Raw genomic sequence first — 26,232 nt, forward strand, 5'->3', positions numbered from 1 at the left:
CCGAGAATGACGGAAGAGGTTTACGCCACCGGCAGCACGGGAACCGCCGCCAGCAGGCGCTTCGTGTAATCGTCGCGCGGGTTGTCGTAGACCTCGCCGGCCGGGCCGCTCTCGACGATCTTGCCGCGATGCATGATCGCGACGCGGTCGCAAAGATGGCGGACGACCGAGAGGTCGTGGGAGATGAAGAGCAGCGTCAGGCCGAGTTCCTGCCGCAGCCGCAGCAGCAGATTGATGATCTGCGCCTGGATCGAGACGTCGAGCGAGGCCACCGGCTCGTCGCAGACCACGACATCGGGCTGCATGGCGAGCGCGCGGGCGATGGCGACGCGCTGGCGCTGGCCGCCGGAGAACTGATGCGGGTACCGCGCGGCAAAGGCAGGGTCGAGCCCGACGGCGGCGAGCCATTGCGCCACATAGGTGCCAGCCTCGGCCCGGGAGATCAGGCCATGGGCAAGCGGACCCTCGGCAATGCTGTCGCCGATGCGCATGCGCGGGTTCAGCGAGGCGAAGGGGTCCTGGAAGATCGTCTGGATGCGCGTGGTGATCTTGTGCGGGCGATCGCCCGCGCTCATCACCGGCTCGCCATCGAGCAGGATGTGGCCGCTGTCGGGCGCATAGATGCCCGCGACCATGCGGCCGAGCGTCGACTTGCCGCTGCCGGATTCGCCGACGAGTCCCAGCGCCTCGCCGCGCGCGATCGAGAGCGTGACATGGTCCACCGCCTGCACCGCCGGCAGCGGACGGGCGAAGCCGGCCTTCTGGGCGAGCAGCCGCAGCACGCCGGATTTGCGCTGGAAGCGCTTCGCGACCGCCTCGGCGACGACATAGGGCAGGTCGGCGGCGCGGCGACCGGTCTCGGCCTGGCGCGGCAGCCGTGGCGGGGGCGCGGCATCGGTGCCCGCCCCGCGCGCCAGCAGCGTGCCGGGCTTGGCGCGCGAGGGCAGCGAGTCGAGCAGGCCCTGCGTGTAGGGGTGCTGGGGCCGGGTCAGAACCTGGAGCACGGGGCCCGCCTCGACGATCTTGCCGTAGCGCATGACGCAGACATGGTCGGCAATCGAAGCGACGGTGGCGAGGTCGTGGCTGATCCAGATCAGGGCGGTGCCGAGTTCCGCGACCAGCTCCTTCATCTCGGCCAGGATTTCAGCCTGGATCGACACGTCGAGCGCGGTCGTCGGCTCGTCGCAGATGATCAGCCGCGGGCGATGCAGCAGCGCGATCGCGATGGCGACGCGCTGGCGCATGCCGCCGGAGAACTGGTGCGGGTAGAAATCGATCTTGGCTTCGGGATCGGGAATGCGGACCTGGGCAAGCGCGGCGATGCCGCGCCGGCGGCGTTCGGCGCCTGAGACGGATTCATGCGCCTCCAGCGCCAGCCCGATCTGGTCACCGATGGTCAGCATCGGGTTCAGCGTCATCATCGGGTCCTGGAAGACCATCGAGATCGCCTTGCCGCGGATGGCGCGCAGCTCGTCCGGCGGCAGGCCGACGAGCTCGCGCCCCTCCAGCCTCACCGAGCCGCGCTCGATGCGCCCCTGCGGATCGAGCAGGCCAATGATCGAGAAGCCGGTGATGCTCTTGCCCGAGCCGGATTCGCCGACGAGGCCCATGACCTCGCCGCGCTTCAGGCTGAAGGTGACGCCGTCGACCGCCTTCACCACCCCGGCGCGGGCGTGGAAATAGGTGGCGAGGTCGGTGACCTCGAGCAGGGGAGGCTGCAGGGCGCCGCTCATCGCTTCAGCCTCGGATTGACCTGGTCGCGGATGCGGTCGCCGACGAGGTTGATGGCGACGATCAGCACGATCAGGGCGATGCCGGGATAGATCGAGATCCAGTAACGGCCCGAGAGCATGTACTGGAAGCCGTTGGAGATCAGCATGCCCAGCGAGGGCTCGGTCACGGGCAGCCCGACGCCGAGGAAGGAGAGCGTCGCCTCGAGTGCGATGGCGCTCGCCACCTGCACGGTTGCGACCACGATCAGCGGCGGCAGGCAGTTCGGGAAGATGTGCTTGAGCACCACGCGCCAGGCCGGCAGCGGCGTCGAGAGCACCGCCTCGACATAGTCCTTGCCGCGCTCGGCCGAGGCCGCGCCATGGGCCGTGCGGGCGAAATAGGCATATTGCGCGGCGGCCAGGGCCGCGATCAGCTGCATCTTGCCCTGGCCAAGCAGGGCCGAGAGGACGAGCGCCAGCAGGATCGCCGGGAAGGCGAGCTGGAGATCGACCACGCGCATGATGAAGGCTTCCCAGCGGCCGCCGAGATAAGCGGCGCCGACGCCCAGCGTCACGCCGACCACGAAGGCGAGCGAACCGGCGATCAGCCCCATCTGCAGCGAGATGCGCAAGCCATAGAGGATCGCCGAGAACAGGTCGCGCCCCTGCGCATCGGTGCCGAGGATATGGGTGTAGCCGGCCGAGCCGATGAAACCGGGAGGCCGGCGCGCATCCATCAGCACGAGATTGGCGAGATCATAGGGGTTCTGCGGGGCGACCAGCGGCGCGAAGATCGCGACGCCGAGCATCAGCAGCACGACCACGAGCGCCGCGACCGCAACCTTGCTCTCGCGGAACTCGGCCCAGAAGCGCGCGACCGGCGAAACGTCCCTGGCGGGTACGGGCTGTGTCATCGCGAGCCCGCCCGGCGCAGCCGCGGATCGAGCCCGACATAGGCGAGATCGACGAGGAAGTTGATCATGATGAAGACGAAAGAGACGAGCATCAGATAGGCCACCATCACCGGCCGATCGAGCGAGGTGATCGAATCGATGATCAGCTTGCCGATGCCGGGCCAGGAGAAAATCGTCTCGGTGACGACGGCGAAGGCCAGCGTCGAGGCGAATTCGAGCCCGAAGACGGTGACGAGCGGGATCGCGATCAGCCGCAGCACATGCCGGCGCAGCACGGTCCATTCGGAGAGGCCTGCGGCGCGGGCGAACTTCACCGTGTCCGACAGCATCGCCTCGCGGGTGCCGGCGCGGGCCAGCCGCGTCATCAAAGCGAGCTTGAAGAAGGCGAGATTGCACGCCGGCAGCAGGAGATGGCTCAGGCCGTTGGCTGTGAGGAAGCTCCATTCGACGCCGAAGACGGAAACCGTCGCGCCGCGACCGCCGGCCGGCAGCCATTGCAGCTCGACCGCGAAGGCCATGATCAGGACGAGGCCGATCCAGAAGGTCGGGACTGAGAAGCCGAGGATCGAGACCGTCATGATCGCCTTAGCGGCAAAGCCGTCCGGCCGGTAGCCGGCATAGATGCCGGCGGGAATGCCGATCAGCGCCGCACCGACGACGGCTGCCAGCGTCAGCTCCAGCGTCGCCGGAAGGCGCGACAGGATGAGGTCGAGCACCGGCATGCCGAAGACGAAGGAGCGGCCGAAATCGCCCTGCACAATCCGGCTCAGAAAGGTGAAGTACTGGACGTAAAGCGGCTGATCGAGCCCGTAGCGCGCGATCGTGTCGAGCCGGATGTCCTGGCTGACATCAGGGCCGATCAGCACGTCGATCGGGTTGCCGATGGCGTAGACGCCGACGAAGACCAGCGCCGACATCACGAGCATGACGACGAGCGCCTGCCCCAGCCTGCCGAGGATATGGGCTAGCATGGCACTGCCTGCAGGGCAGATCCCTCAGCCCTCACGGCCAGCTCTCCACCATCGCGGCGCGCGTCTCCTCGACGCCGACCTGCCAGAGGGCGAGCATCTCGTTGTCGGAGCGCTGGTAGCGGCCGTGGAAATTGCCGTCGCCGAGGATCTCGCGCTTCTTCGGCGGCGAGGCGGCCTGGTAGGCCGGGGCGTCGAAGGGCGGCTTGAAAGCATCCGGCATGGCGACGCCCTCCAGCCGCGTCCAGGGGAAGTTCTCCATCCAGGAGGCGTGGGAGGCGGCCGGGTCGATCTCGCGGACGGCGGCCTGGAAGAGAGGGCCCGCCCACCAGTTGTGCAGCCGCACGCTCGCGTCGGCATGCTTGCCCATCCATTCGGTCGCCAGCGTCATGATCGGCGCGTTGCCGCCATGGCCGTTGACCAGCACGATGCGGCGGAAGCCGGAGCGGTAGAAGCCCTCCAGCAGATCCTCCATCACCGCGACATAAGTGCTCATGCGCAGCGACACCGTGCCGGGATAGGCGGCAAAGCCCGGCGTCATGCCATAGGCCAGCACGGGGAAGACCGGCAGACCGAGCGGCTCGGCGGCGTCGCCGGCGACGCGGTCGGCGAGGATCGCGTCGGTGGCGAGGCTGAGATAGGCATGCTGCTCGACGCAGCCCAGCGGCAGCACGCAGCGGTCGTCGCGCTTCGCCTGCGCCTCGATCTGCATCCAGTTCATCTGCGCAACACGCACGGCCTGATCCTTGCTAGGGTGATATTGCGCAGAGTTCGCAAGAATCGCATTGCTCGCGCGCCGAGGCTCAACCATCCTCGTCTTCCGCATCCTTGACTCTCGCATCGGACAGCGTCAAGTTCCATTTGGAACCAAATGGGTGCGGGGGAGGCTGGCCATGCGGCGTGCGCCGACGGCTGTTTCGCAGGTCGGTGCGGCGCGCGAGAAGGCGCTCAGCGAACTCGATCCGCTGACCGTGACCAAGCTCTGGGACAATCCCTGCTGGCTGTCCTTCCGCCTGAACTTCGTCGCGTTCCGCTTCAACGACCCCGTCTATCGCTGGATCGAGACCCGCTACGGTCTGGTGCGCCCCGAATTCGTGGCGCTCTATGCCGTGGGTCTGCGCAACGGGGTGGCCGCCAAGAACATCGTCGCCTCCTCGGGGCTGCCCAAGAACACGCTCAGCCGCGCGATCCAGCGGCTGCTGCAGCGGCGCCTGCTGCGGCGCGAGACCGACCCCGAGGATCTGCGCAGTTTCGTGCTCTACCTGACCGGGCCCGGCCGCGCGATCTTCGAGGAGACGATGCCGCTGATGATCCAGCAGCAGACCGCCATGCTGTCCGCGCTCACCGACGCCGAGCAGCGCCAGCTCTGCGAACTCATGGACAAGCTGGTGATCGCCTCACCGACCTGGCCCCACGATCTCGAAAAAGAGGGAACCGCACCATGACCATCCACTTCACCCGCGTCGCCGCCCTGGCCCTCGTGCTCGGGGCTTCCGTATCGAGCGCCGCGCTTGCCCAGAACCTGACCATCGGCGTGCGCGCCGGCCCGGACTCGATCGATCCGCATTTCACCGCGACCGGCACCCATGCCGAGTCGCTGAAGCATATCTTCGACACGCTGACCTGGTCCGGCGACAAGCTGCAGATCGAGCCGCGCCTCGCCACCAGCTGGAAGGCGATCACGCCCGATACCTGGGAGTTCAAGCTGCGCTCCGGCGTCAAGTTCCACGACGGGTCGGACTTCACCGCCGAGGACGTCAAGTTCTCGATCGAGCGGATCCCCGTCGTCTCCGGCCCCAATCCGACGACGATCTACACGCGCCGCGTCAAGGAGGTGAAGATCATCGACCCGCTGACGGTTCACATCGTCACCGACGGGCCGGCGCCGAACCTGCCCAACGACTTCATCCGCCTGTTCATCGTCTCGTCCAAGGCCGCTGCCGGGCTGACCAAGGACAACGCCAACGAGACCTTCAACTCCGGCAAGGCCGCGATCGGCACCGGCCCCTACAAGTTCGTCTCCTGGACGCCGAAGGACCAGCTCGTGCTGGACCGGTTCGACGGCTACTGGGGTCCCAAGGAGCCCTGGGCCAAGGTCGTCCGCAAGGAGCTGCCCAATGACGCCGCCCGTGTCGCCCAGCTGAAGGCCGGCCAGGTCGACATCATCGTGCGCGCGCCGGCCTCCGACGTTGCGACGCTGAAGCGCGACCCGAAGCTCTCGGTCGCCACGATCGACACGGTCTATGTCTTCAACATGGAAATCGACATGCGGGAGAAGTCCCCGCAGGTCAGCGCCAAGGACGGCTCGCCCCTGCCGAAGAACCCGCTGCAGGACCCCCGCGTACGCGAGGCGATCGACCTCGCCATCGACCGGCCGGCGCTCGTCGAAATCGCGATGGAAGGCCTCGGCGCGCCGGTCAACCAGCTGGTGACCTCCAGCATCGCCGGCTTCAACAAGAGCCTGCCGCCGCTGAAGGTCGATCTCGCCCGGGCCAAGAAGCTGCTGGAGGAGGCCGGCTACCCCAACGGCTTCAAGACCACCTTCTCCTTCACCAATGATCGCCTGCCGGGCGACCGCCAGGTCGGCACCTCGGTGGCGCAGATGCTGGCGCGGATCGGGCTCGACGTCACCGCCAATGCCCAGACGGCGGCCGTGTTCTTCCCGGCCCGTACGCGCGGCGAATTCTCTCTGGCGATGTCGGGCTGGGGCACGCTGACCGGCGAGGCGAACTACACGCTCTCCTCGGTGGTCCACTCCAACGACCCGGCCAAGAAGCTCGGCGCCTTCAACGTGCTCGGCTACAAGAACGCCGATCTCGACAAGCTGATCCAGGACGCCTCGGTCGAGCTCGACGAGGCCAAGCGCAACGATCTGCTCTCGCAGGCCAACGCGATCGTCGCCAAGGACCGGCCGCGCCTGCCGATCGTCGCCGTCGGCTCGGCCTGGGCGATGCAGAAGGACAAGGTGACGATCGCCCCGCGCGTCGACGAGGACACGCTGGCGATGGACATCAAGCCCGCCAAGAAGTGAGGCAACCCACTGCCGTCATGGTCGGGCTCGTCCCGACCATCCACGCCTTTGCGCGCCGTGCGCCAAGGCTCAGGTGTGGATGCTCGCCACAAGGGCGAGCATGACGGGCCCGGTTCGCGCGCCATTCCAGGAAGACCCGTCATGACCATCGCCCTCGCCATCCATGGCGGCTGCGGCACGCTGCCGAAATCCGAAATGAGCGAGGCGGAATGGGCGGAAGCCCGGGCCGATCTCGCGGCCTCGCTGCGGGCCGGCTGGGCCATCCTTAGCCAAGGCGGCAGCGCCGTCGACGCCGTCGAGGCGGCGGTCCGGGTGATGGAGGATTCTCCCCATTTCAACGCCGGCTACGGCGCCGCCTTCAATGCCGAGGGCGAGCATGAGCTCGATGCCTCGATCATGGATGGGGCGACGCTAGCGGCCGGTGCGGTCGCCGCCGTCAAGCGCATCCGCAATCCTGTCAGCGCCGCCAAGGCGCTGATGCAGCGCGGCGACCCGCTGCTGCTGGTGGGACCCGCGGCCGACACCTACGCTGCCCATGAAGGCCTCGACATCGTCGAGAACGGGCATTTCTCGACGGAGCGGCGGCGCAAGAACCTGTCCTCGATGAAGATCCGCGAACTCGTCGGCACGGCCGGCGAGGCGAGCGAGGCCGAGAAGCACGGCACCGTCGGCGCGGTCGCTCTGGACGCGGCCGGACATCTGGCGGCGGCGACGTCCACAGGCGGCTACACCAACAAGCCCGTCGGCCGCGTCGGCGATTCCCCGATCATCGGCGCCGGCACCTATGCCCGCGACGGACGTTGCGCGGTCTCGGGCACCGGCAAGGGCGAGTATTTCATCCGCTACTGCGTGGGCCACGAGCTGGCCTCGCTGATCGGCTACAAGGGCCTCGGCCTCGAGGACGCGAGCGCCGCCGTGCTCGGCGAGCTCACCGCCCACAAGATCGGCGCCGGGCTGGTCGCCATCGACGCGGACGGGACCATCGTCGCCCCCTACAACACGCAGGGCATGTATCGCGGCTGGGTGACGCCGGACGGCCTCGTCCATGTCGCCACGCATGGCGATGTCGAGATCGCGGGTCAGGCGTGATGGCTGGCCGCTCGTCTCCCTCAGCCCTCATCCTGAGGGGCCGCGCAGCGGCGTCTCGAAGGATGGTCCAGGAGGTTCGCGCGTTCACGGAAACATCCTTCGAGACGCGGCTTTCAGCCGCTCCTCAGGATGAGGGCTCACGGGCTCAGGAGCTGCTCACATGACCACCGAACCGATCCTGATCTGGGGCGCCGGCGCCATCGGCGGCACGCTCGGCGCCTATTGGGCCCGCGCCGGCATCCCCGTGCTGCTGGTCGATATCGTGCCCGAGCATGTCGAGGCCTGCCGCACGACGGGGCTTTCGATCACCGGGCCGATCGAGGAATTTCGCCAGGTCATCCCCGCCGTGACGCCGGCCGAGCTGACCGGGACCTACAAGCGCATCGTGCTCGCCGTAAAGGCCGGCGCGACCGACGAGGCGGTCGCGGCGCTCAGCCCCCATCTTGCGGACGATGGCTACGTGCTCTCGGCGCAGAACGGGCTCAACGAGATCGCCATCGCGGCCGTCGTCGGGGCGGAGCGGACGATGGGCTGCTTCGTCAATTTCGGCGCCGACTGGCATGGGCCGGGCGAGATCCTCTACGGCAATGAGGGGGCCGTGGTCGTCGGCGAGATCGACGGGCAGATTACGCCCCGCGCGATCGAGATGCACAGGCTGCTGCTCGGTTTCGAGCCGAAGTCGATCCTGACCACCAATATCTGGGGCTATCTCTGGGGCAAGCTCTCCTATGGCGCGATGCTGTTCGGCACCGCGCTGACGGGCGATTCGATGTCGGCGAACTTCGCCGATCCCGACCGCCTCGTGGTCTGGCTGGCGCTCGGCCAGGAGGTCGCGGCGGTGGCGGCGGCGCGCGGCGTCAAGACGCTGGGCTTCGGCGAGTTCGACCCGATGGTCTTTGCGCCGGGCCAGCCGGAATATCCGCAGATCGAGACCATCGCCTGGCTCGCCGACTACACCTCCAAGACCGCCAAGACCCATTCCGGCATCTGGCGCGACCTCGCGGTGCGCAAGCGCAAGACCGAGGTCGATCCGCAGATCGGCATCATCGCCGCGCTCGGGCGCGAGGCCGGCGTGCCGACGCCGGCGGTCGAGACGCTGGTGACGCTGATCCACGACATCGAGGACGGCCGGCGGCCGCAATCCCCAGAGACCCTGAAAGTGCTGATCGACCGATGCAAATCCGTTTTGACGACCGCGTAGCCCTCGTCACCGGCGCGGCCCAGGGCATCGGGCGCGCGATCGCGACCGCCCTTGTCGAGGCCGGCGCCACCGTCCATCTCGCCGATATCGATGCCGAGGGTGTCGAGGCCACAGCGGCTGCGATCGGTGCCATTCCGCACGCGGTCGATCTCGGCTCGGCCGAGGCTGCGGCGAGCCTCATCGCTGACATCGTCGCGCAGAGCGGCCGGCTGGAGCTTCTCGTCCATGCGGCGGGCGGCGTGCGTGGCCAGGTCGGACGGCCGATCGAGGTGATCTCGGAAGCCGACTGGCGCGTGATCTTCGCGGCCAACGTCGATTCCGCCTTCTTCCTGGCGCAGGCGGCGGCGCCCGCGATGAAGGCTTCCGGCCATGGCCGGATCGTGACGATCTCGTCAGGCGCGGGCCTGCGCCCGAGCCTGACCGGCATCCAGGCCTATTCGTCGGCCAAGCATGCGCTGGTCGGACTGACCAAGCAGCTCGCCTGGGAATTCGGGCCGCACGGCATCACCGTGAATTCGGTCGCGCCGGGCTTCGTGCGCTCCAATCCCGCGACCGAGCGGCAATGGGAGAGCTACGGGGCAGAAGGTCAGAAGCGCCTGATCGAGGGCATCCATACGCGCAGGCTGGGCACGCCGGCCGACATCGCAGCCGCCAGCCTGTTCTTCCTGAGCGAGCAGGCGGGCTGGATCACCGGCCAGGTGCTCTCGGTGGATGGCGGGCGCTCCTGAGGCGCGCCGGACCGTCAGTCGATCCCGATCAGAACCCGCTCCGGCCAGCGCGGATGGCTGAACCAGATGCGGATGGTCGGCGCATGGGAGCTGACGATCTGGTCGTGGATGACGCGCTCGTCGACCTGGTCGATGATCACGCGGCGCCTTGGCGTCGACAGCGGGCCGATGAAGTCTGGCGCTCGACCTGGGTCAACATCGACAGCACGGCCGATCGTCAGCTCGGTCGGACCATCGACCTCCGGATGGACACAGACGATCAGGCAGTCGTCGGAGGCCGCGACTAGGCTCTTCCTCCGGTCAATTTTGTCGGCCGGAACATCGAAGTCGCCGCCTCCGTGGATGAAGATGATCGAGTTGACGGGTCGGATGCTGACGGTGCGCGACATTCAGCGCCTCCTGAACGGGCGAACATGACCGCCCTGTGCATCACTGCAAAATTGGCAGTGGGGGTAAAGGCGCTGGGGGGAACCCGGGCGTGCGATGGAACTCGGCAGTTGGTGATCGGGAATGAAGTTCCCGCTCTTGGTGCCGGGCTCAGTCGTTCCACAGGTATGGCATCCAAATGCCGAACCGATGTTGTTGATCTCTCGGCGTTCGCTGGCGGAAAATCTCTGTCCCGGCCCACGCGCCGGGATCGACTCCCTGGCGAACGGCCCTTCGCCGATGCCTCGGCTGCTCAGTTCGCGTAGCCTCGCTTCCGCCTGCCGGATGGCGGCCTGGTTGCTGAGGATCGCACCCTCGATTCCTTGCGACAGGCTGGCCGGAGGCTTCCAGTTCGGATCGATCTCCTGGACAAGCGGGGATATCGGGCCGGTCTTATCCCCGTCGCCCGAACCCGTGCCTATCCTGCGCCCGCTCTCCCCGACCGAGGGGGCTTCGCGAGGCGTCGTGTGGCCGGTGAGGGTGCGGTGTTCGGGGAGGCGGCCGTCGCGGGCCTGCCCTGTCCGGAGGGGCTTCGTCGCCCGGGTCGACCACAACCCGGTCCGTGAGGGACGCAACGCGCGGCGAATGAACCAAAGAGAACCGCGCGCGGGGCGAGGTGGCGGCTGTTGACGCTGCTTCGACGTTTCCGACATCGACACCGACACCGGCACGCAGTCGTCGGCTGCGACGCCATCTCGTCCCGCGCATCCCCTCGGATACGCTTCAAGGCCCGAGAACCCCGCGGCGATCAGCCGGCCGGGGCTTTCGGTGCATCGCGACGGCCCATCATCCCTCACCGTCATTCCGGGCGAGCGCAGCAAAGACCCGGAAGCCATCGGAGGGCGGATGCGGGCATCGCTTTGACTCGACGATGGATTCCGGATCGGCGCCGCTTCGCGGCTTGTCCGGAATGACGGCGCGGGTGTCATCGCGGTCGGAGGGATGCGATCGGCCGTCGGCCCCGGCGCGCCGATTCTCAATCCGGAATACGCGCCAGATCCGCCAGCCACGCCGCGCCCGAGGCGTCGCTGGGGGCGCGCCAGTCGCCGCGCGGGGAGAGCGAGCCGCCCGACGAGACCTTCGGCCCGTTGGGCATGGCCGAGCGCTTGAACTGGCTGGTCTCGAAGAAGCGGCGTACGAAGACGGTCAGCCACTTCTTGATCGTCGGCAGGTCGTAGGCGACCTGCTTGGCCGCCTCCATATGCGGCGGCCAGTCGCCGCGCGCCGCATCCGCCCAGGCATGGTGCGAGAGGAAGGCGATCTTGCTCGGCCGGAAGCCGTAGCGCGTCGTGTAGAACAGGTTGAAATCCTGCAGCGCATAGGGGCCGACGAAATCCTCGGTCTTCTGGCTCGGTCCCTCGCCCTCACCCGGCACCAGCTCAGGCGAGATCTCGGTGGCGAGGATCGCCTCCAGCGTCGCTGAGGCCTCCACGCCGAAGCGCTCCGTGCGGGCGACCCAGCGGATGAGATGCTGGATCAGCGTCTTCGAAACCGAGCCGTTGACGTTGTAATGGGACATCTGGTCGCCGACGCCATAGGTGCACCAGCCCAGCGCCAGCTCCGACAGATCGCCCGTGCCGAGCACGAGGCCGTTGTTCTTGTTGGCAAGGCGGAACAGCAGCGAGGTGCGCGCCCCCGCCTGCACGTTCTCAAACGTGATGTCGTAGACGGGCTCGCCCTCGGCGAAGGGATGGCCGATATCGACCAGCATCTGCCGGCAGGCCGGGGTCATGTCGATCTCGGCCGCGCTGACGCCGAGCGCCTTCATCAGCCGCCAGGCATTGGTCTTCGTCCCCGCGCTCGTGGCAAAGGCCGGCAGCGTGTAGGCGAGGATGTTCTCGCGCGGCAGCCCGAGCGCATCCATCGTGTCGGCCGCGACCAGCAGGGCCTGCGTCGAATCGAGCCCGCCCGAGACGCCGATGACGATCTTCTCGACCCGGGTGCTCGCCAGCCGCTTGCGCAGGCCATGCGACTGGATGTTGTAGGCCTCGAAGCAGAGCTCGTTCAGCCTGGCATCGTCCGATGGGACGAAGGGAAAGCGCTCGACCTCGCGGCGCAGGCCGAGATCGCTCTCGCGGTCCGGCTCCAGCGTGAAAGCAATCCTGCGGAAATCGAGCCGGTCGCGCAGCGCATCGGCATTGTCGCCGAAGGTGTTCATGCGGATGCGGTCGAGTGCCAGCCGCTCGAGGTCGATATCGGCCAGGATCAGCTGCGGCTCGGCGGCGAAGCGCTCGGCCTCGGCCAGCAGCGCGCCGTTCTCGTAGATCATCGCCTGACCGTCCCAGGCGAGATCGGTGGTCGATTCGCCCGTGCCGGCGGCGGAATAGGCATAGGCCGCGATGCAACGCCCCGAATGGGCCTTGCAGAGCGTATGCCGCCAATCCGACTTGCCGATGGTGACGTTGGAGGCCGAGAGGTTGAGCAGCACAGTTGCGCCCGCCAGCGCTGCGAAGGAACTCGGCGGCACCGGCATCCAGACATCCTCGCAGATCTCCATATGCAGGGTGAGATCGGGAATGTCGGAAGCCGTCAGCAGGATATCGGTGCCGAAGGGCACCTCCTGCCCGCAGAGCGTGATCGAGGTGATGCCGGCGCGCTCACCGGAGGCGAACTGCCGGCGCTCGTAGAATTCGCGGTAGTTGGGCAGATAGGTCTTGGGCACCACGGCGAGGATACGGCCGCGGTGCACGGCGATCGCGCAGTTGAACAGCCGTCCCTCAACACGCAGCGGCGCGCCGACCACCGCGACCGCCCGCAGCTGACGGCTCTCTTCGACCAGCGCGGCCAGAGCGTCGCGCACCGCATCGAGCAGCGCGCTCTGCATATGCAGATCGTCGATCGCATAGGCGCTGAGGCCCAGCTCCGGAAACAGCACGACCGAGGCGCCCTCGCCGTCCGCCTGGCGCAGCAGCGGCAGCATCTGCGCGAGGTTGAAAGCCGGATCGGCAACCTTCAGCCGCGGCGCCGCGCAGGCGAGACGGATGAAGCCGTGGCGGTGGAGGTTGTGGAAGCTCATGCGGAGAAGGCTTTCAAGCATCCCGTTGCGCCGCGGCAAACAGCCAGGGCGGAGCCCCCTTATCGCGCACGCGACGTGGGGCAAGCAAGGGTGCTGGGACTCCCTTCACGGACGGTCACCCAGCCCTTCAGATTGCGCCGACCAGCCCGCGGCCGGCGATCCATTGCGAGCTGGGCGCCATTTGATGTCGCACGGCGGATAGGGCTATGGCCTAGCTTGCAATGAGGGACGGCAGCTTGACGACAGCGCACAACGAGCGGGTACCAGAGGGGCGCAGCTGCGCAGCCGTCGTTCTTTACCGGCCCGATCCAGCCGTTCTTCTGCGTCTGGCCAACGGCCTGCACGGTTGTCGTCTCTTCGCCTTTGTCAACGGACCAGTCGAGCCTGCGGCCCTCGATGCCCTGTCGTCGACGTCGCTTCGTCTCATCTCAAGCCCGGAAAATGTCGGCCTTGGCCGCGGGCTGAACGCCGTGATGGAGGCCGCCTCAGGGGAAGGCTTCAGCCACGTCATGCTGCTCGACCAGGACAGCGAACCGCCCAAGGGCATACTCGACACGCTGACCCAGCGCTTTATGGTGCTAGTGCGTAACGGCAAGAAGGTCGCGATCCTGGCGCCACGCCTCGTTCCACCGGACGAAGGGTTCTACAAGCCGATCCGATATGAGTGGCGGGACGATGCCGCCAGCAATGACTTGGCTGCTGTCGATTTTGCGCCCACCTCCGGCTCGCTGGTCAGCACGACAGCCTTCGCCGCGATCGGCCCCTTCCAGGACGATTTCTTCATCGCAGGCATCGACGTCGAATGGGGATTCCGGGCTTGGCAGCGCGGTTGGGGCTCGTTCGTCGCAACGGACCTCGCGATGCCGCATCGCTGGGGTGAGGCCGTCGGCCCAGAGGATCTGGGAAAGGCCCAGATCCTACGCCACAGCCCGGTGCGCAACTACTATTATGCGCGCAACGTCATCGCCACCGCCCGCCTGAGCCACGTGCCGCTGCGCTGGCGGATCCGGTCCTGCGTCGGACTTGTTGCCCAGATCGGCCTTCTGGCACTCAGGGGCAAACAGGGAGCGCTGCGGCCCATCCGTGCCGGGCTTGCCGACGGCTTTCGCGGCCGGCTCGGAGCGGCACCGCCCAGTGTCACCTGACATGGCCGATTGAGCGCGAAACCACGCCTTGCTGTAGGCCACTCACCTCAAGGCTGCCCGTCGTCGCCTCGACCGCAACCACTTGACAGAATACTGGGGTGGCTGTTTCTCCCTTCGCGCTGGACGCGTTTCTTGATCAACACTTGACCATTTGGAGCGAAGCGGCTTGTCACTGAAATTTCTCGTCACGGGCGGCGCCGGCTTCATCGGCTCGGCGGTCGTCCGCAAGCTGATCGGCGAGACGAAGGCAAACGTCTGTGTCGTCGACAAGCTGACCTATGCCGGAAATCTCGCTTCGCTCGCGTCCGTCGCCGGCAGCAATCGGTACCGCTTCGAGCAGGTCGATATCGGCGATGGCGAGCGTATGCGCGCGATCTTTTCCGCGTTCGACCCCGACATCGTCATGCATCTGGCCGCCGAGAGCCATGTCGACCGCTCGATCGACGGACCGGGCGACTTCATCCAGACCAATATCGTGGGCACCTTTGCGCTGCTGCAGGAGGCGCTGCGCCACTGGCGCGGGCTCTCCGGCGACCGCAAAGCAGCTTTCCGCTTCCACCACATCTCGACCGACGAGGTCTTCGGCTCGCTCGGCACCGAGGGCTTCTTCCGCGAGGACACGGCCTACCAGCCCAACTCGCCCTATTCCGCTTCCAAGGCGGCCTCCGATCATCTAGTGCGCGCCTGGCACCACACCTATGGCCTGCCGACAGTGATGACGAATTGCTCGAACAATTACGGGCCGTATCACTTCCCGGAGAAGCTGATCCCGCTGATGATCATCAACGCGCTCGAGGGCAAGCCGCTGCCGGTCTATGGCAATGGCCTGAACGTGCGCGACTGGCTGTATGTCGACGACCATGCCGACGCCTTGCTGACGGTGGCCGCGAAGGGCGTGGTCGGCGAGACGTACAATATCGGTGGCCACAACGAGATGGCCAATATCGATGTGGTCAAAGGAATCTGCGCCCTGCTCGACGAGTTGAGGCCCGATCCGGCCGGGCCGCACGAGCGCCTCATCACCTACGTCACCGACCGGCCCGGCCATGATGCACGCTATGCCATCGATGCCGGCAAGATCGGCCGTGAGCTTGGCTGGACACCGAAGGAGACGTTCGACACCGGCTTGCGACGCACGGTCGAATGGTATCTCACCCATACCGATTGGTGGGGCGATATCCGCTCGGGCGTCTATCACGGCGAGCGCCTCGGCGCAGCCTGAACGGAAGCGGACGAACCCATGCTGAGCTTCGAACCGACCGCGATTGCCGCCGTCAAGATCATCACCCCGAAGAAGCATGGCGACCATCGCGGCTTCTTCTCCGAGGTCTACAAGCAGTCCGACATGGCGCAGGCCGGCATCGACCTGATCTTCGTGCAGGACAATCACTCCCGCTCGGGGCCCGTGGGCACGTTGCGCGGGCTCCACTTCCAATCGGCCCCTTTCGCACAGGACAAACTCGTCCGCGTGACAAAGGGCCGTATCCTCGACGTCGCCGTCGATATCCGGGCGTCTTCACCGACCTTTGGCCAGCACGTCGCCGTCGAGCTCTCGGCGGAGAACTGGAGTCAGCTTTTGGTACCCGTCGGCTTCGCGCACGGCTTCGTCACGCTCGAGCCCGACACAGAGGTGCTCTACAAGGTCAGCGCGCCCTATGGGCCGGCCAATGACCATGGGCTGGCCTTCGACGATCCGGCACTGGGGATCGACTGGCGCGTTCCGCATGCCGACCTCGTGCTGTCGGACAAGGACCGCAAGCATCCACGACTTTCCGATCTGCCGCGCTATTTCGACTGATCGGCATGCGCATCACCGTGACAGGACATTCGGGGCAGGTTGTGCTCGCCATGCGGGAACGGGCGCCGCCGGGCGTCAGTGTCACCGCGCTCGGCCGTCCCGAACTCGATCTCGAAGAGCTCGCGACGATCGCGCCTGCGATCCAAGCCAGTAGGCCGGATGTCGTCGTCAATGCGGCGGCGTTCACTGCGGTCGATCTGGCCGAGAGCCAGGAGGAGACGGCGTTGCTCGTCAATGGCGCGGCGGCCGGCGAGGTTGCCAAGGCAGCGGCTGCGCTCGGCGTCCCCGTAATCCAGATCTCGACCGACTATGTCTTCGACGGCCGGCTCGACCGCCCCTATCGCGAGGACGACACGGTCGGCCCGATCTCGGCCTATGGCCGCAGCAAGCTCGCGGGCGAGCGCGCGGTGGCCGCCGCAACCGGCAACCATGCGATCCTGCGCACCGCCTGGGTCTACAGCCCCGTCGGCAAGAATTTCGTCAAGACGATGCTGCGGCTAGCAGAAACGCACGACGAGGTCGGCGTTGTTGCTGACCAGGCCGGATGCCCGACCAGCGCGCTCGACATCACCGATGCGATCTTCACGGTGGCGCGCAATCTCAGCGAGAACCCGGATGAGGCAGCCCTGCGCGGCGTCTTCCATATGGGCTCGCAGGGAGAGGCCGTGTGGGCCGACGTCGCCGAGGCGATATTTGCAGAACGCGAGCGCCTGGGCGGCGCGCCCGTGCGGGTCAAGCGTATCGCCACCGCCGATTATCCGACGCCAGCTCAACGGCCGGCAAATTCGCGCTTGGAATCCTCCAGGCTCGCCGCCATTCACCAGGTCACGCTGCCACACTGGCAGGACGCGCTGCGTTCCTGCGTGCGGCGGCTCCTGACCGAACACCAGACGGGATAGACGACGATGAAGGGCATCATCCTGGCCGGCGGCTCCGGCACGCGGCTCCATCCGATGACGTTGGCGATGTCGAAGCAACTTCTGCCTGTCTACGACAAGCCGATGATCTATTACCCGCTGTCGACGCTGATGCTGGCGGGCATCCGAGAGGTGCTGATCATCTCGACGCCGCACGACCTGCCGCATTTCCAGCGCCTGCTCGGCGACGGCTCGGATTGGGGCATGCAGCTCTCCTATGCGCAGCAGCCCCATCCGGGTGGTCTGGCGCAGGCCTATCTCATCGGTGCGGACTTTGTCGCTGGACAGCCTTCCGTATTGATCCTGGGCGACAACCTTTATTACGGTCATACCCTGCCGGAGATGATGGCCTCAGCCGCGGCGCGCCCCACAGGCGCAAGTGTCTTCGCCTATCATGTGCGTGATCCCGAACGTTACGGGGTGGTGGCGTTCGACGCGGAAGGAAAGGCGATCTCGATCGAGGAGAAGCCCAAGGTGCCCAAATCCAGCTGGGCGGTGACGGGGCTTTATTTCTACGACGCTCAGGTCGTCGAAATCGCCGCCAACCTCAAGCCTTCCCCCCGCGGCGAGCTCGAGATCACCGACGTTAATCGGGTCTATCTCGAACGCGGCGAGCTTTCCGTGGAGTGCATGGGCCGCGGCTTCGCCTGGCTCGACACCGGAACCCCCGACAGCCTGATGGAAGCCGGCGAGTTCGTACGCACACTGGAGAGTCGCCAGGGCCTGCGCATCGCCTGCCCGGAGGAGATTGCTTCGAGGCAGGGCTGGATCTCGGCGCAGCAACTCGCAGCGCTCGGAGAGACGCTCAAAAAGAGCGAATACGGGCAGTATCTACTCAAGGTTGCGTTCGATCTCGGATTATGAAGAACTGAAAAACCGGCCGTCGTAGCGCTATGGCAGCACCCGCCCCCGCAGGTCGCGGACCACATAGCCCCCCGCCCATGCTGCGATCGTGAAGCAGCGCTCAATGGCATGATGAAGCGTGCCGTCGAGCTGGCGGGCTTCCGGCTCGAAATCCTCGCAGGCCAGGTGGAGATCACGCAGCGCGGCCAGGGCCGCCGGGCGAAACCAGAACATCGAGCCCTCGAAAAATCCGAGACGCGCGACGCCGTCGGCTCCCATTCGCGACGCGATCTCGCGCACGCGGGCTTCGTTCTTCATCCAGTACGAGCGGCCTGTCCGGTAGCAGAAGCGCCAACCAACCATGCCTGTCGCCGGGTTCTCGAACGCGGCCAGCACCCTCACTGCCACGCTGGGCCCACCGCAGAGCATCGTGAAAAGCAGCTTGCGGCGGGTCTCCCCGTCGATGAGATGCGGGCTGCGCTTAGTATGGAGCTTGAGAACCGCGTCGTATCCGTCCAGTGCGCCGGAAGACAACACGCCCATGAAGGGCGCGATGTCGCGGCCACGATTCTCGTAAGGGTGCAGGTGCACATGCACTAGCCCGGCGACGCGATCGGCGACGGTGTCGACCCGGTCCGTCGGGACGGTCAGGTGCAGGGGGACCGAGCCCGGGATGGCCTCCCGGCACGCCAGAATTTCGTCCAGGAGCTCAACGTAATAGACGTGAGCGATGACCGCGGCGCGAACACCGGGGACCGGGTTGCCCGTGACCCTGGCCGAAAGTATGCGCCTGATGCGCTGACTAACATCCGAAACGAACAGCGACCCTATTGTGGCGGCCGCAACCTTCTCGACGACGTGACGCGCGAAAGTAGCAGAAAACTTTCTCGCTATTGTCAAGAATAGAACCTCTTCGCCATAGTCTAACGGCTGCGCGCTTTGCGGTTTAACATTACTGGTTCACGAACCGACTGTAGCGGCGCCAGTACGTGACCAAGACTGTCAGACTGCCCCCACCGCCTGATAACCGCCCTGCGGATGAGCGTCAATCGACAGCCTGGGCAGCGGAATGCCAGGCTCAGCGAGCGCGCAGCAGGCTGTGCACGGAAACGGCGGATGTCCTGCAGGTGACGGGCGCAACAGCCTCGAAGCGTGCGGCCTCCTGGCTAGACACCGCGTCATTCACGACGACGATGTGCGTCGCGCCCAGCCCCAGCAGGTCTCGGCGATAATCCGGTGCGGAGAGTTCGCCCCCTCGAAACAGCCTCTCAAGATGCGTCACGCGCTGGAGTTCGGGCGTGTCACGATTCCCATAGCCGTCAAAGATGCGGGCCTTGTAGGGCAGCATCAGAAGCATGTGGTCGATCCGCGCGTTGATCCAGTCGAGATGGCCGCCGCTCGCCAGAGGCACGACGCTGGCGACATCCCCGCCGCCCAGCTGTGTCAGACAGTCGTCGCCGCGCAGGATCCGGGCTTCCTTGGCGATGAAATCCGCCCGCGGGATCTGGAACACGCAGAAGACCAGCGCCAGCACCATCATCCTCCCGCGGATCGCAGCGTTGGACATTCCGAAGGCGAACACCAGCGCGAAATAGAGCGTGAAGAAGATCGAAAAGCGCCCGGGGGCCCGGATGACCCGCAGAGCTGGAATGTGCTTCTGCACAATGCCCACGGGCGTGATGATGCGTTGGCCAAAGATCTCGACATAGGGCCCGAGCGAAAGACCCCAAGCGATCACGAACACCAAGCCGGCAAAGCCTAGTAGGCGCAACCTCTGCTGAGTGGTCGGGTCCTCGGCCAGAGCCAGCGTCCGGACGACGATCGTCGTGGCGGTCAGCAGGCAGACGATGCCGACCGCACCCGGTGAATAACTCCGCTCCCAGTCGCCCGGCTCCACGCTGAGATTGGGATAAAGGAAATTGGCCGGCGTCAGCAGGAAGAAAGACGAGAGCCGGGCCGCGTAGAACTGTACTTCCGGTAGCGGGATCGGCGGGAAACCCTTCTGCAGCCCGATATAAGGAAGAATAAGCATCGCCATGGCGAGCCCGAACAGGCCCGCGGCGGCGATGTCCTTCCGGGTCATCGCCTTTGGCAGCGCGAGGACTCGGCGCCAATAGATTGCTCCCAGCGGCAGGAGCAGGAAGGCCAGCATAAACGGCAGGTACATGGCGATGGCCGTGCCGAATCCCATGGTCATGAACAGCTCGGGATAGAGCCCGCGGGCGTCCAAGAGCAGGATGCGGGCGATCAGGATCATGACGACCGGGGCGAAGAGCAGGCCGAAGAGCTGGAAATGCCCCATGACCGCGAACATCGGGAAGCTCGAGAGCGCCACCACCGTCGCCAGTACCCGCGCCAGCGGGGCGAGATCCAACGCTCTGAGCTGACGATCCACCAGCACTGCGGCGATCGCGAGAACGGTTATCAAGGTCAGGTTGAGCGCGACGATCTCGCTGACGCAGATGCGCCACAGCGTGTAGATCGGCGCCATGCCGATCAGCGAGTCCGAGAAGGCGAGCGAGTTCTTGTAAGGAAAGAACTGGATCGACTGGAAATAGCTCGCGACCTCGACCCCCAGCAGCTTCTGGCGCCCGTGCTCCAAAATCCAGAGGATCAGTCGTCCATCGAAGGAGTCGCGCCAGAACGAGCCGAGCGAGAAAAAAAGCCCCTGAAAGTACAGTCCGGCGACGAGGGCCGCACTCAGGAACCCGGTCCAGGGCGCGGTGAAGCCTTCGTCCAGTCCGGCGGTCGCTGCCTTAGAATCAGCCGTCATAGCGGTTCGCCGTTTCGGTGAGGTAGCTCTGGAAGCGCACGTCATTCTCGACGCAGAACGCACGCGCCGAAGCAGCCACAGCCTCGTGGTCGATCGTGGCCGCCCTTTGCATGGCATCGCGAAGCATAGTGACGAATTCGTCGAAGTCATGATAGATATCGCCGAAGGCGAGATCCTTTACTAGATCGGCCGGGCCTCCCTTGGCATAGACGATCGGCCAGGCGCCGAACAGGCAGGCCTCCAGCGGAGCGATGCCGAAATGCTCGTGGTATTCCGGCTTGGTCTCGGGCTGGCCGAGGCCTGCCGCATGGATGTAGAGCGCCGCCTTGCCGAGCAGGTCGTTGATCGTGTCGCGCGGGCAGTTCGGCAGGATCGTCACGCGCGGATCGGCTTTCGCCATCGCGACGATGCGGGCGAGATAGGCGCCGTCCTGCGCATCGCGCTGGTCGAAGCTGCCGACGAGCGCGAGCCTCCACGCGGCGAACTCCGGATCGCCCGCCGTCGTGGCGAACGCCTCGATCATGCTGTGCTGGTTCTTGGCGTGGCCACGATCGGTGATACGTCCGATCGACAGCGCGAGCTTCTCCTTAGCCGCATAAGCCTCGGGCGGCGGCGCGGTCGTCGAGAAGGTCGGGCAGACCACGACACCGCGACTGGGCCCCCAGAAGCGCTGGGCCCATGTCTCGGTGAACCGCGAATTGAACAGGAACGTGTAGTCCTGCAGGATCGCCTTCCGGATCTCCTGATGCGGAAAGCTGACGACGTAATAGGACTGCGGCGCCAGCGAGCCGAGATTGGACCGGAAGGTCGAGTTGACGAAGACGTCGAAACGCGCGGTGAACTCCCGCGTCATCGCCGACACGACGAGCTTGCGGCACTGCGAGAGATCGTAGCCGAAGCGGCGCTCGAGTTCGGCGATGTCGAAATCGCTCTCGCAGATCAGGAAGATCTCGTCGTCCGGCCCTGCCATGGCCAGGGCCAGCCCGATCGCATGCGCCTCTCCCCCGCCCATCGTCGTCCAGTAGGAGTTGTAGAGGCCGATCGTCCGGCCGGGTCGCGCCGTCGCGCCGATCGCTGCGTCATAGCGGGCAAGCGTCTCGGCGAGGGCCGGCGGAACGGCGCTATAGCGCTCGCGATCGGCCAGGAACGCGGCGAGCTTCGGCTGGGCTCCCTTGCTGCCGCGATAGCGCTCGTAGATCAGGCGCGAGCGCTCGACCAGCGTCGTCCAGAGCGGCGACCCTTCCGAGGAGCTGACAGAATGCTTGTGGTAGGCGATGGCGCGCGGGCTGTACTGGATGCGGTAGCCGAGCGACTGCATGTGGTGCGACAGCTCGGAATCCTCGAAATAGGCGAAGAACTCCGGCCGGAAGATGTCGCGGCCGATCAGCGCCGCCCGCCGGATCAGCCCGACGCAGCCGCAGAAGGCGGGCACGTTGGCCCTGCTGTCATAAAGCAGTTCGTCCTTTTCCCCGAAGCCGATATCGAACGGCCCGCCGGCCCGGACGCCGGTGCCGGCATTGTTGATGACCCAGCTGGCGCTGAGATGGTCCCGTGGCTGCAACGAGATGGCCAGCGGCACGCCGCTCTCGCCGGGGTGAAACACCTGCTCCCCCGTGCCCACCGAAAAAACCTTGATGGCACCTGTGCCCGGGAGGGTCAGCGAGAGGTGCGTGCCGTCGACCGGCAGCCTGAGTATGATCGCGTCCTTGCTGGTGCCATCGCGGCGGCGTTCCCGGCGGGAGAGGACCTTCCCTTGCGCTTTGTCCAGCTCGCCCTGCCGAATGAAGAACTTCTGATAGGCTAGCTGGCTTTCGAGCGCAGCTACCGGGATCGCAAACGCCGTGTCGCTTTCGAAATGGACATCGGCGAAGCGGGTCCAGAACCGTGTCTTGGGTGTTGTGACGGCGATGTCGCCGTCGAAGCGGAAAGCTTGGAGCAGCTCGAACAGGCACTCCTCGTCCAGCCGCGCATCGGGATTGACCAGCGCCACGAGTTCGCCGCGGGCGTGGGCGTAACCGAAATTGTTGCCGGCCGCGAAGCCGACATTGCCGGACGCGCGCAGCCATGTTGCCTCGGGGAGGATCGACTTGACGAGGGCCTGCGTATCGCTGGCACCGTTCTCGACGACGATGACCTCAATATGACTGTAGCTCTGGCGGGCGAGAGACTCCAGGCAGACGGGAAGATCCTGCTGGGAGTTGTAGGACACCACGATGACTGAGATCAGCGGGTCATGGACCAGCGTGCCGAATTTCGGCGGCCGTCCGAACATCCGGTAGCGGAGAAAGGCGACCGCCTTGCGAATGGCGAAAAACGGCCCGTTTCGCCGCAACTCGACCGCGAACTGCCTGATGTACTTGTTCATACTCATGAATCCGCGGCAGGACAGCCGGACTGAATCACGCAGGCAAGACCTTTTCGTCTGGCCAAACCGGCGCGGCGCGTATCAGCACTGTCCCAAAAGATTGTCGAAATAGGCGATCGCCTTGATCAGGCCCTGTCGCAGCGGCACCTGCGGCTCCCAGCCTAGGGTCTGCTGCGCCTTGGTGATGTCGGGCCGTCGCTGCTTCGGGTCATCCTGCGGCAAAGGCTGCGAGATGATCTTGGACGACGCCCCGGTCAGCTCGATCACCATCTCCGCCAGCTCGCGAATGGTGAACTCGCCGGGATTGCCGAGATTGATCGGCCCGGTGACGTCGTCGGGCGTATCCATCATCTTGACGAAGCCGGCGACCAGATCGTCGACATAGCAGAAGGAGCGGGTCTGGTTGCCCTCGCCATAGACTGTGAGATCCTCGCCGCGCAGCGCCTGGACGATGAAATTGGAGACCACGCGACCGTCATTGGGGTGCATGCGCGGGCCATAGGTGTTGAAGATGCGCACCACCTTGATGCGCAGCTGGTGCTGGCGCCAATAGTCGAAGAACAGCGTCTCGGCGCAGCGCTTGCCCTCGTCGTAGCAGGAGCGGAAGCCGATCGGGTTGACGTTGCCCCAGTACTCCTCCGGCTGGGGATGCACCGTCGGATCGCCATAAACCTCCGAGGTCGAGGCCTGGAAGATCTTCGCCTTCACGCGCCGGGCCAGGCCGAGCATGTTGATCGCGCCATGGACGCTCGTCTTCGTCGTCTGCACCGGATCGAACTGGTAATGGATCGGCGAGGCCGGGCAGGCGAGATTGTAGATCTCGTCGCATTCGATGTAGAGCGGCACCGTCACGTCGTGACGCATCAGCTCGAAACGCTTGTCGTCCAGCAGATGAGCGACGTTCTTGCGGCTGCCGGTGAAGAAGTTGTCGAGGCAGAGAACCTCATGGCCGGCCTGCAGCAAGGTCTCGCAGAGATGGGAGCCGAGGAATCCGGCACCGCCCGTCACGAGCACGCGCTTGGTGGTGTGGTACATCCGGCAACCCCATCCTCTTGATAAGATCCAGGCGTGGCCAACCTGGCTGGTCCCGTTCCGGCGACCGGGCCGTTGCGGCCGCATCGCGCCGGTTCGCGCTCGCAGCTACTGCGGCGAGGCGGCCTGAAAAGTCAATCGCACCAGCCGTGAACGGACCTCATCGCCGACAGGCCGGGGACGCAGATCGGGTGCGTGCGGCAGCCGCTGAGGTTCCCAGCCCGAGCGCGGTGCTGTAAGACGCGCCCGGCGCGCCGAGCTGATCGGGCCCGCACCGGAATGGACAGCATCATGAAAAAGGCCTGGGCCGCGGCCCTCCTCGTCGGCGCCTATCTCGCGACCTTCCTGATCATCAACATCATCCATTTCCGCTTTCTCCCGGTCGGCGTGGTGCTCTACGATACCGTGGTCGACGCGGTCGCGACCGGCGTTCTGTTCCTCGCGATCGTCGTGGCCCTGCGGCACAGGCTGCCGTTGAGCGGGCTCGAAATGACCCTGAGCGTGCTCCTGGGCCTCGCGCTCGCCGGCGGCTATGCGATCAGCGTGCCAACCGTGATCGACCGCTCCCTCTCGATGTATATCCTCGAGAAGCTTGCCCAGCGCGGCGGTGCCATCCGGCAGGACGCCTTCGAGGGCATCTTCGTCAACGAGTACATGAAGGAGCACCGGCTGGTCGACATCCGCCTGACCGAGCAGCTCGAATCCGGCACGATCGCGATCCGCGACGGCTGCGTGGTCCTGACCGAGCGGGGCCAGAGGATCGCCGGGATCACCCGGTTCTACCGCACCAATCTGCTGCCCAAGCGCCGCAAGATCATGGGCGTCTACACCGACGACCTGACCGACCCGTTCCGCAACTCGGCGCCGGCGACCTATGCCTGCGATCCCGGCGCAGCCGCACCGGCAAAGACGAAATAGCGGTTTCCGAGATAGCTCATCACGGTTGCGAGCCCGGTGGAGACGATGAAGCCCCAGCCATAGGGCAGCCCGAGCCGGTCGCTCCACAACGCGAGGAAGCCGGCATGGAACAGCGCGAGCGACGCATAGAGCAGAAGGAAGCGCGGCAGCGTCGCACGCGCCGGCTGGGACGAGCGGAACACCATCAGCCGGTTGCCGACATAGGAGGCGGCGATACCGACAATGCTGGCCATGCCGTTGGCGAGGCCGGCCGACGGCACGCGGACGACCTCGAGCAGCAGCATCAGCGTGGCGTAGTGAACACCCGTCGCGAGCAGGCCATTGACGATGAAGAGAGCGATGCCGCGAAGGCCGCTCCCCTCTCCGGCCCCGGACGAGGCGCTCACGCGCTGCCGGCCCCGGCTGTCGTCTCCACGCGCTCGATGACGAGATCGAGATCGGCGCGCCTGACCGGCGCCGTGCCCTTGACGATGCCCGACACCATGAGCGTCACGAAGCTCAGGATGCCGGCCTGAAGCAGGATGATCACGAGAATGCCGAAGGCGGTCGAGAACCAGCCCGGCGTCGCCCAGCCGATGATCTTCAGCAGCGTCGCGACGCCGAGCAGCCCGAAGGCCAGCACGATCATGCCGACGCAGATCACGCCGACCCGCACCAGCACGTCCTCGGCGAAGACCATGATCGAGCGCATGCCGTGCAGCGCCAGCGAGACGAAGTTCATCCGCGACACGCCGAAATAGCGCTTGCCACGATCGGTCGGCACCGCGCGCATGCGCAGGCGCGAGACCATGACGGCGGCGGGGAAATGCACCCACGTCTCCTGCATCGCCGCCATCCGGCTGGCGCCCTTGCCGGTCATCGCCATGAAATTACCGAAGCGGATGCCGCGTCCGGTCAGCAGGTGGAACAGGCGCCGATAGACCGAATAGAAGGCGCGGAACTGCAGGCTCTCGGAACGCTGCCGCCGCTCGGCCACGACGACGTCGACCTTGGGGTCGGCCAGCATCTCGAGCAATTGCGGCACGGCGGCCGGCACGTCCTCGCCATCGGAATCCATCACCACCAGCATGTCGGGCTTATGCACGGCGGCGATATGGGCGATGCCCGCCGCGATGGCGCGCTGGTGGCCCATATTGCGGGCGAGATGGATGATCTCGCCCTCGAGCCCCGCGGCGGCGATGTCGTCGGCGCTCATGATCTCGTTGAGCGAGCCGTCCTCGACCGCCACGATGAACGGCTTCACCGGGCAGGCGGCCGCGAGATCGACGATCAGCTGGCGGGCGCTGGCACGATCCTCGAAGACCGGCATCAGGATGATGAGGGAGGCGGGCGCTGCTTGCGACATTGTTGGGTCCA

At 66.1% G+C, this 26,232-nt stretch carries 23 protein-coding genes; 11 read left to right on the forward strand and 12 right to left on the reverse strand.

Translation table 11 applies throughout. The annotated features are described in order from the left end of the window. Positions 1–20: 20 nt before the first annotated feature. From ABIE41_RS02790 to ABIE41_RS02805, 4 genes are read right to left on the reverse strand one after another with little or no spacing between them, the layout of a single operon-like run. Positions 21–1,733 (reverse strand): dipeptide ABC transporter ATP-binding protein, encoded by a 1,713-nt coding sequence (locus tag ABIE41_RS02790; RefSeq protein ID WP_192643298.1) that lies wholly within the window; start codon positions 1,731–1,733, stop codon positions 21–23. Then, a complete protein-coding gene (locus tag ABIE41_RS02795; protein ID WP_192643299.1) occupies positions 1,730–2,626 on the reverse strand; it encodes an ABC transporter permease in 897 nt (298 codons plus the stop codon). Before ABIE41_RS02795 ends, ABIE41_RS02790 begins: the two co-directional genes overlap by 4 nt. Further along, positions 2,623–3,597 (reverse strand): ABC transporter permease, encoded by a 975-nt coding sequence (locus ABIE41_RS02800; RefSeq protein ID WP_192643300.1) that lies wholly within the window; start codon positions 3,595–3,597, stop codon positions 2,623–2,625. Before ABIE41_RS02800 ends, ABIE41_RS02795 begins: the two co-directional genes overlap by 4 nt. A gap of 31 nt (positions 3,598–3,628) precedes the next feature. Next, positions 3,629–4,330: a creatininase family protein gene (locus tag ABIE41_RS02805; RefSeq protein ID WP_192643301.1), complete on the reverse strand. Its 702-nt coding sequence runs from the start codon at positions 4,328–4,330 to the stop codon at positions 3,629–3,631. A gap of 157 nt (positions 4,331–4,487) precedes the next feature. Here ABIE41_RS02805 and ABIE41_RS02810 point away from each other — a divergent pair, with 157 nt between their 5' ends. The 5 genes from ABIE41_RS02810 to ABIE41_RS02830 all read left to right on the forward strand — a co-directional run bounded on the left by ABIE41_RS02810 (position 4,488) and on the right by ABIE41_RS02830 (position 9,643). Then, positions 4,488–5,039 (forward strand): MarR family winged helix-turn-helix transcriptional regulator, encoded by a 552-nt coding sequence (locus ABIE41_RS02810; RefSeq protein ID WP_192643302.1) that lies wholly within the window; start codon positions 4,488–4,490, stop codon positions 5,037–5,039. Continuing rightward, on the forward strand, positions 5,036–6,625 hold the full coding sequence (locus ABIE41_RS02815; RefSeq protein WP_192643303.1) for an ABC transporter substrate-binding protein: 1,590 nt from the start codon (positions 5,036–5,038) through the stop codon (positions 6,623–6,625). Before ABIE41_RS02810 ends, ABIE41_RS02815 begins: the two co-directional genes overlap by 4 nt. Positions 6,626–6,766: 141 nt before the next feature. Continuing rightward, a complete protein-coding gene (locus ABIE41_RS02820; RefSeq protein ID WP_192643304.1) occupies positions 6,767–7,714 on the forward strand; it encodes an isoaspartyl peptidase/L-asparaginase family protein in 948 nt (315 codons plus the stop codon). A gap of 160 nt (positions 7,715–7,874) precedes the next feature. Further along, positions 7,875–8,915 carry a ketopantoate reductase family protein gene (locus tag ABIE41_RS02825; RefSeq protein WP_192643305.1) on the forward strand — a complete coding sequence of 347 codons (1,041 nt, stop codon included), beginning with the start codon at positions 7,875–7,877 and terminating at the stop codon, positions 8,913–8,915. After that, complete coding sequence (locus ABIE41_RS02830) at positions 8,888–9,643, forward strand: SDR family NAD(P)-dependent oxidoreductase (protein WP_192643306.1); 756 nt, start codon at positions 8,888–8,890, stop codon at positions 9,641–9,643. Before ABIE41_RS02825 ends, ABIE41_RS02830 begins: the two co-directional genes overlap by 28 nt. A 14-nt stretch (positions 9,644–9,657) precedes the next feature. Here ABIE41_RS02830 and ABIE41_RS02835 read toward each other — a convergent pair whose 3' ends face one another. Beyond that, positions 9,658–10,032 (reverse strand): hypothetical protein, encoded by a 375-nt coding sequence (locus ABIE41_RS02835; RefSeq protein ID WP_192643307.1) that lies wholly within the window; start codon positions 10,030–10,032, stop codon positions 9,658–9,660. A gap of 1,013 nt (positions 10,033–11,045) precedes the next feature. Further along, a complete protein-coding gene (locus ABIE41_RS02840; RefSeq protein WP_192643308.1) occupies positions 11,046–13,085 on the reverse strand; it encodes an NAD(+) synthase in 2,040 nt (679 codons plus the stop codon). Between the two features lie 236 nt (positions 13,086–13,321). On the opposite strand from ABIE41_RS02840, the gene ABIE41_RS02845 reads away from it, so the two are divergent. The 5 genes from ABIE41_RS02845 to rfbA all read left to right on the forward strand — a co-directional run bounded on the left by ABIE41_RS02845 (position 13,322) and on the right by rfbA (position 17,809). Beyond that, positions 13,322–14,230, forward strand: a complete 909-nt coding sequence (locus ABIE41_RS02845; protein ID WP_192643309.1) for a glycosyltransferase — start codon at positions 13,322–13,324, stop codon at positions 14,228–14,230. A gap of 166 nt (positions 14,231–14,396) precedes the next feature. After that, positions 14,397–15,452: a dTDP-glucose 4,6-dehydratase gene (gene rfbB, locus ABIE41_RS02850; RefSeq protein WP_192643310.1), complete on the forward strand. Its 1,056-nt coding sequence runs from the start codon at positions 14,397–14,399 to the stop codon at positions 15,450–15,452. Positions 15,453–15,470: 18 nt separating this feature from the next. Next, positions 15,471–16,028, forward strand: coding sequence for a dTDP-4-dehydrorhamnose 3,5-epimerase (rfbC, locus tag ABIE41_RS02855; RefSeq protein ID WP_192643311.1), 558 nt, complete (start codon positions 15,471–15,473; stop codon positions 16,026–16,028). 5 nt (positions 16,029–16,033) lie between these two features. Continuing rightward, positions 16,034–16,927 (forward strand): dTDP-4-dehydrorhamnose reductase, encoded by an 894-nt coding sequence (rfbD, locus tag ABIE41_RS02860; protein ID WP_192643312.1) that lies wholly within the window; start codon positions 16,034–16,036, stop codon positions 16,925–16,927. 6 nt (positions 16,928–16,933) lie between these two features. Continuing rightward, positions 16,934–17,809 carry a glucose-1-phosphate thymidylyltransferase RfbA gene (rfbA, locus tag ABIE41_RS02865; protein WP_192643313.1) on the forward strand — a complete coding sequence of 292 codons (876 nt, stop codon included), beginning with the start codon at positions 16,934–16,936 and terminating at the stop codon, positions 17,807–17,809. Positions 17,810–17,836: 27 nt separating this feature from the next. On the opposite strand, the gene ABIE41_RS02870 is transcribed toward rfbA, so the two are convergent. The 4 genes from ABIE41_RS02870 to ABIE41_RS02885 all read right to left on the reverse strand — a co-directional run bounded on the left by ABIE41_RS02870 (position 17,837) and on the right by ABIE41_RS02885 (position 23,961). Then, positions 17,837–18,688: a rhamnan synthesis F family protein gene (locus ABIE41_RS02870; protein ID WP_192643314.1), complete on the reverse strand. Its 852-nt coding sequence runs from the start codon at positions 18,686–18,688 to the stop codon at positions 17,837–17,839. A 178-nt stretch (positions 18,689–18,866) separates the two neighbouring features. Further along, entirely contained in the window at positions 18,867–20,624 is a 1,758-nt protein-coding gene (locus ABIE41_RS02875) for a hypothetical protein (RefSeq protein ID WP_192643315.1), read from the reverse strand. Then, positions 20,551–22,926, reverse strand: a complete 2,376-nt coding sequence (locus ABIE41_RS02880) for a glycosyltransferase (protein WP_192643316.1) — start codon at positions 22,924–22,926, stop codon at positions 20,551–20,553. Before ABIE41_RS02880 ends, ABIE41_RS02875 begins: the two co-directional genes overlap by 74 nt. 81 nt (positions 22,927–23,007) lie before the next feature. After that, entirely contained in the window at positions 23,008–23,961 is a 954-nt protein-coding gene (locus ABIE41_RS02885) for a UDP-glucuronic acid decarboxylase family protein (RefSeq protein WP_192643317.1), read from the reverse strand. Positions 23,962–24,249: 288 nt separating this feature from the next. Here ABIE41_RS02885 and ABIE41_RS02890 point away from each other — a divergent pair, with 288 nt between their 5' ends. After that, on the forward strand, positions 24,250–24,876 hold the full coding sequence (locus tag ABIE41_RS02890) for a hypothetical protein (RefSeq protein WP_192643318.1): 627 nt from the start codon (positions 24,250–24,252) through the stop codon (positions 24,874–24,876). Here ABIE41_RS02890 and ABIE41_RS02895 read toward each other — a convergent pair. Then, the gene (locus ABIE41_RS02895; RefSeq protein ID WP_192643319.1) at positions 24,831–25,262 is read right to left on the reverse strand and encodes a GtrA family protein; all 432 of its coding nucleotides are present in this window, start codon (positions 25,260–25,262) and stop codon (positions 24,831–24,833) included. The genes ABIE41_RS02890 and ABIE41_RS02895 overlap by 46 nt on opposite strands. Next, entirely contained in the window at positions 25,259–26,221 is a 963-nt protein-coding gene (locus ABIE41_RS02900; RefSeq protein WP_192643320.1) for a glycosyltransferase, read from the reverse strand. Before ABIE41_RS02900 ends, ABIE41_RS02895 begins: the two co-directional genes overlap by 4 nt. Positions 26,222–26,232 lie beyond the last annotated feature (11 nt).

The organism is Bosea sp. OAE506, assembly GCF_040546595.1.
GTDB lineage: Bacteria > Pseudomonadota > Alphaproteobacteria > Rhizobiales > Beijerinckiaceae > Allobosea.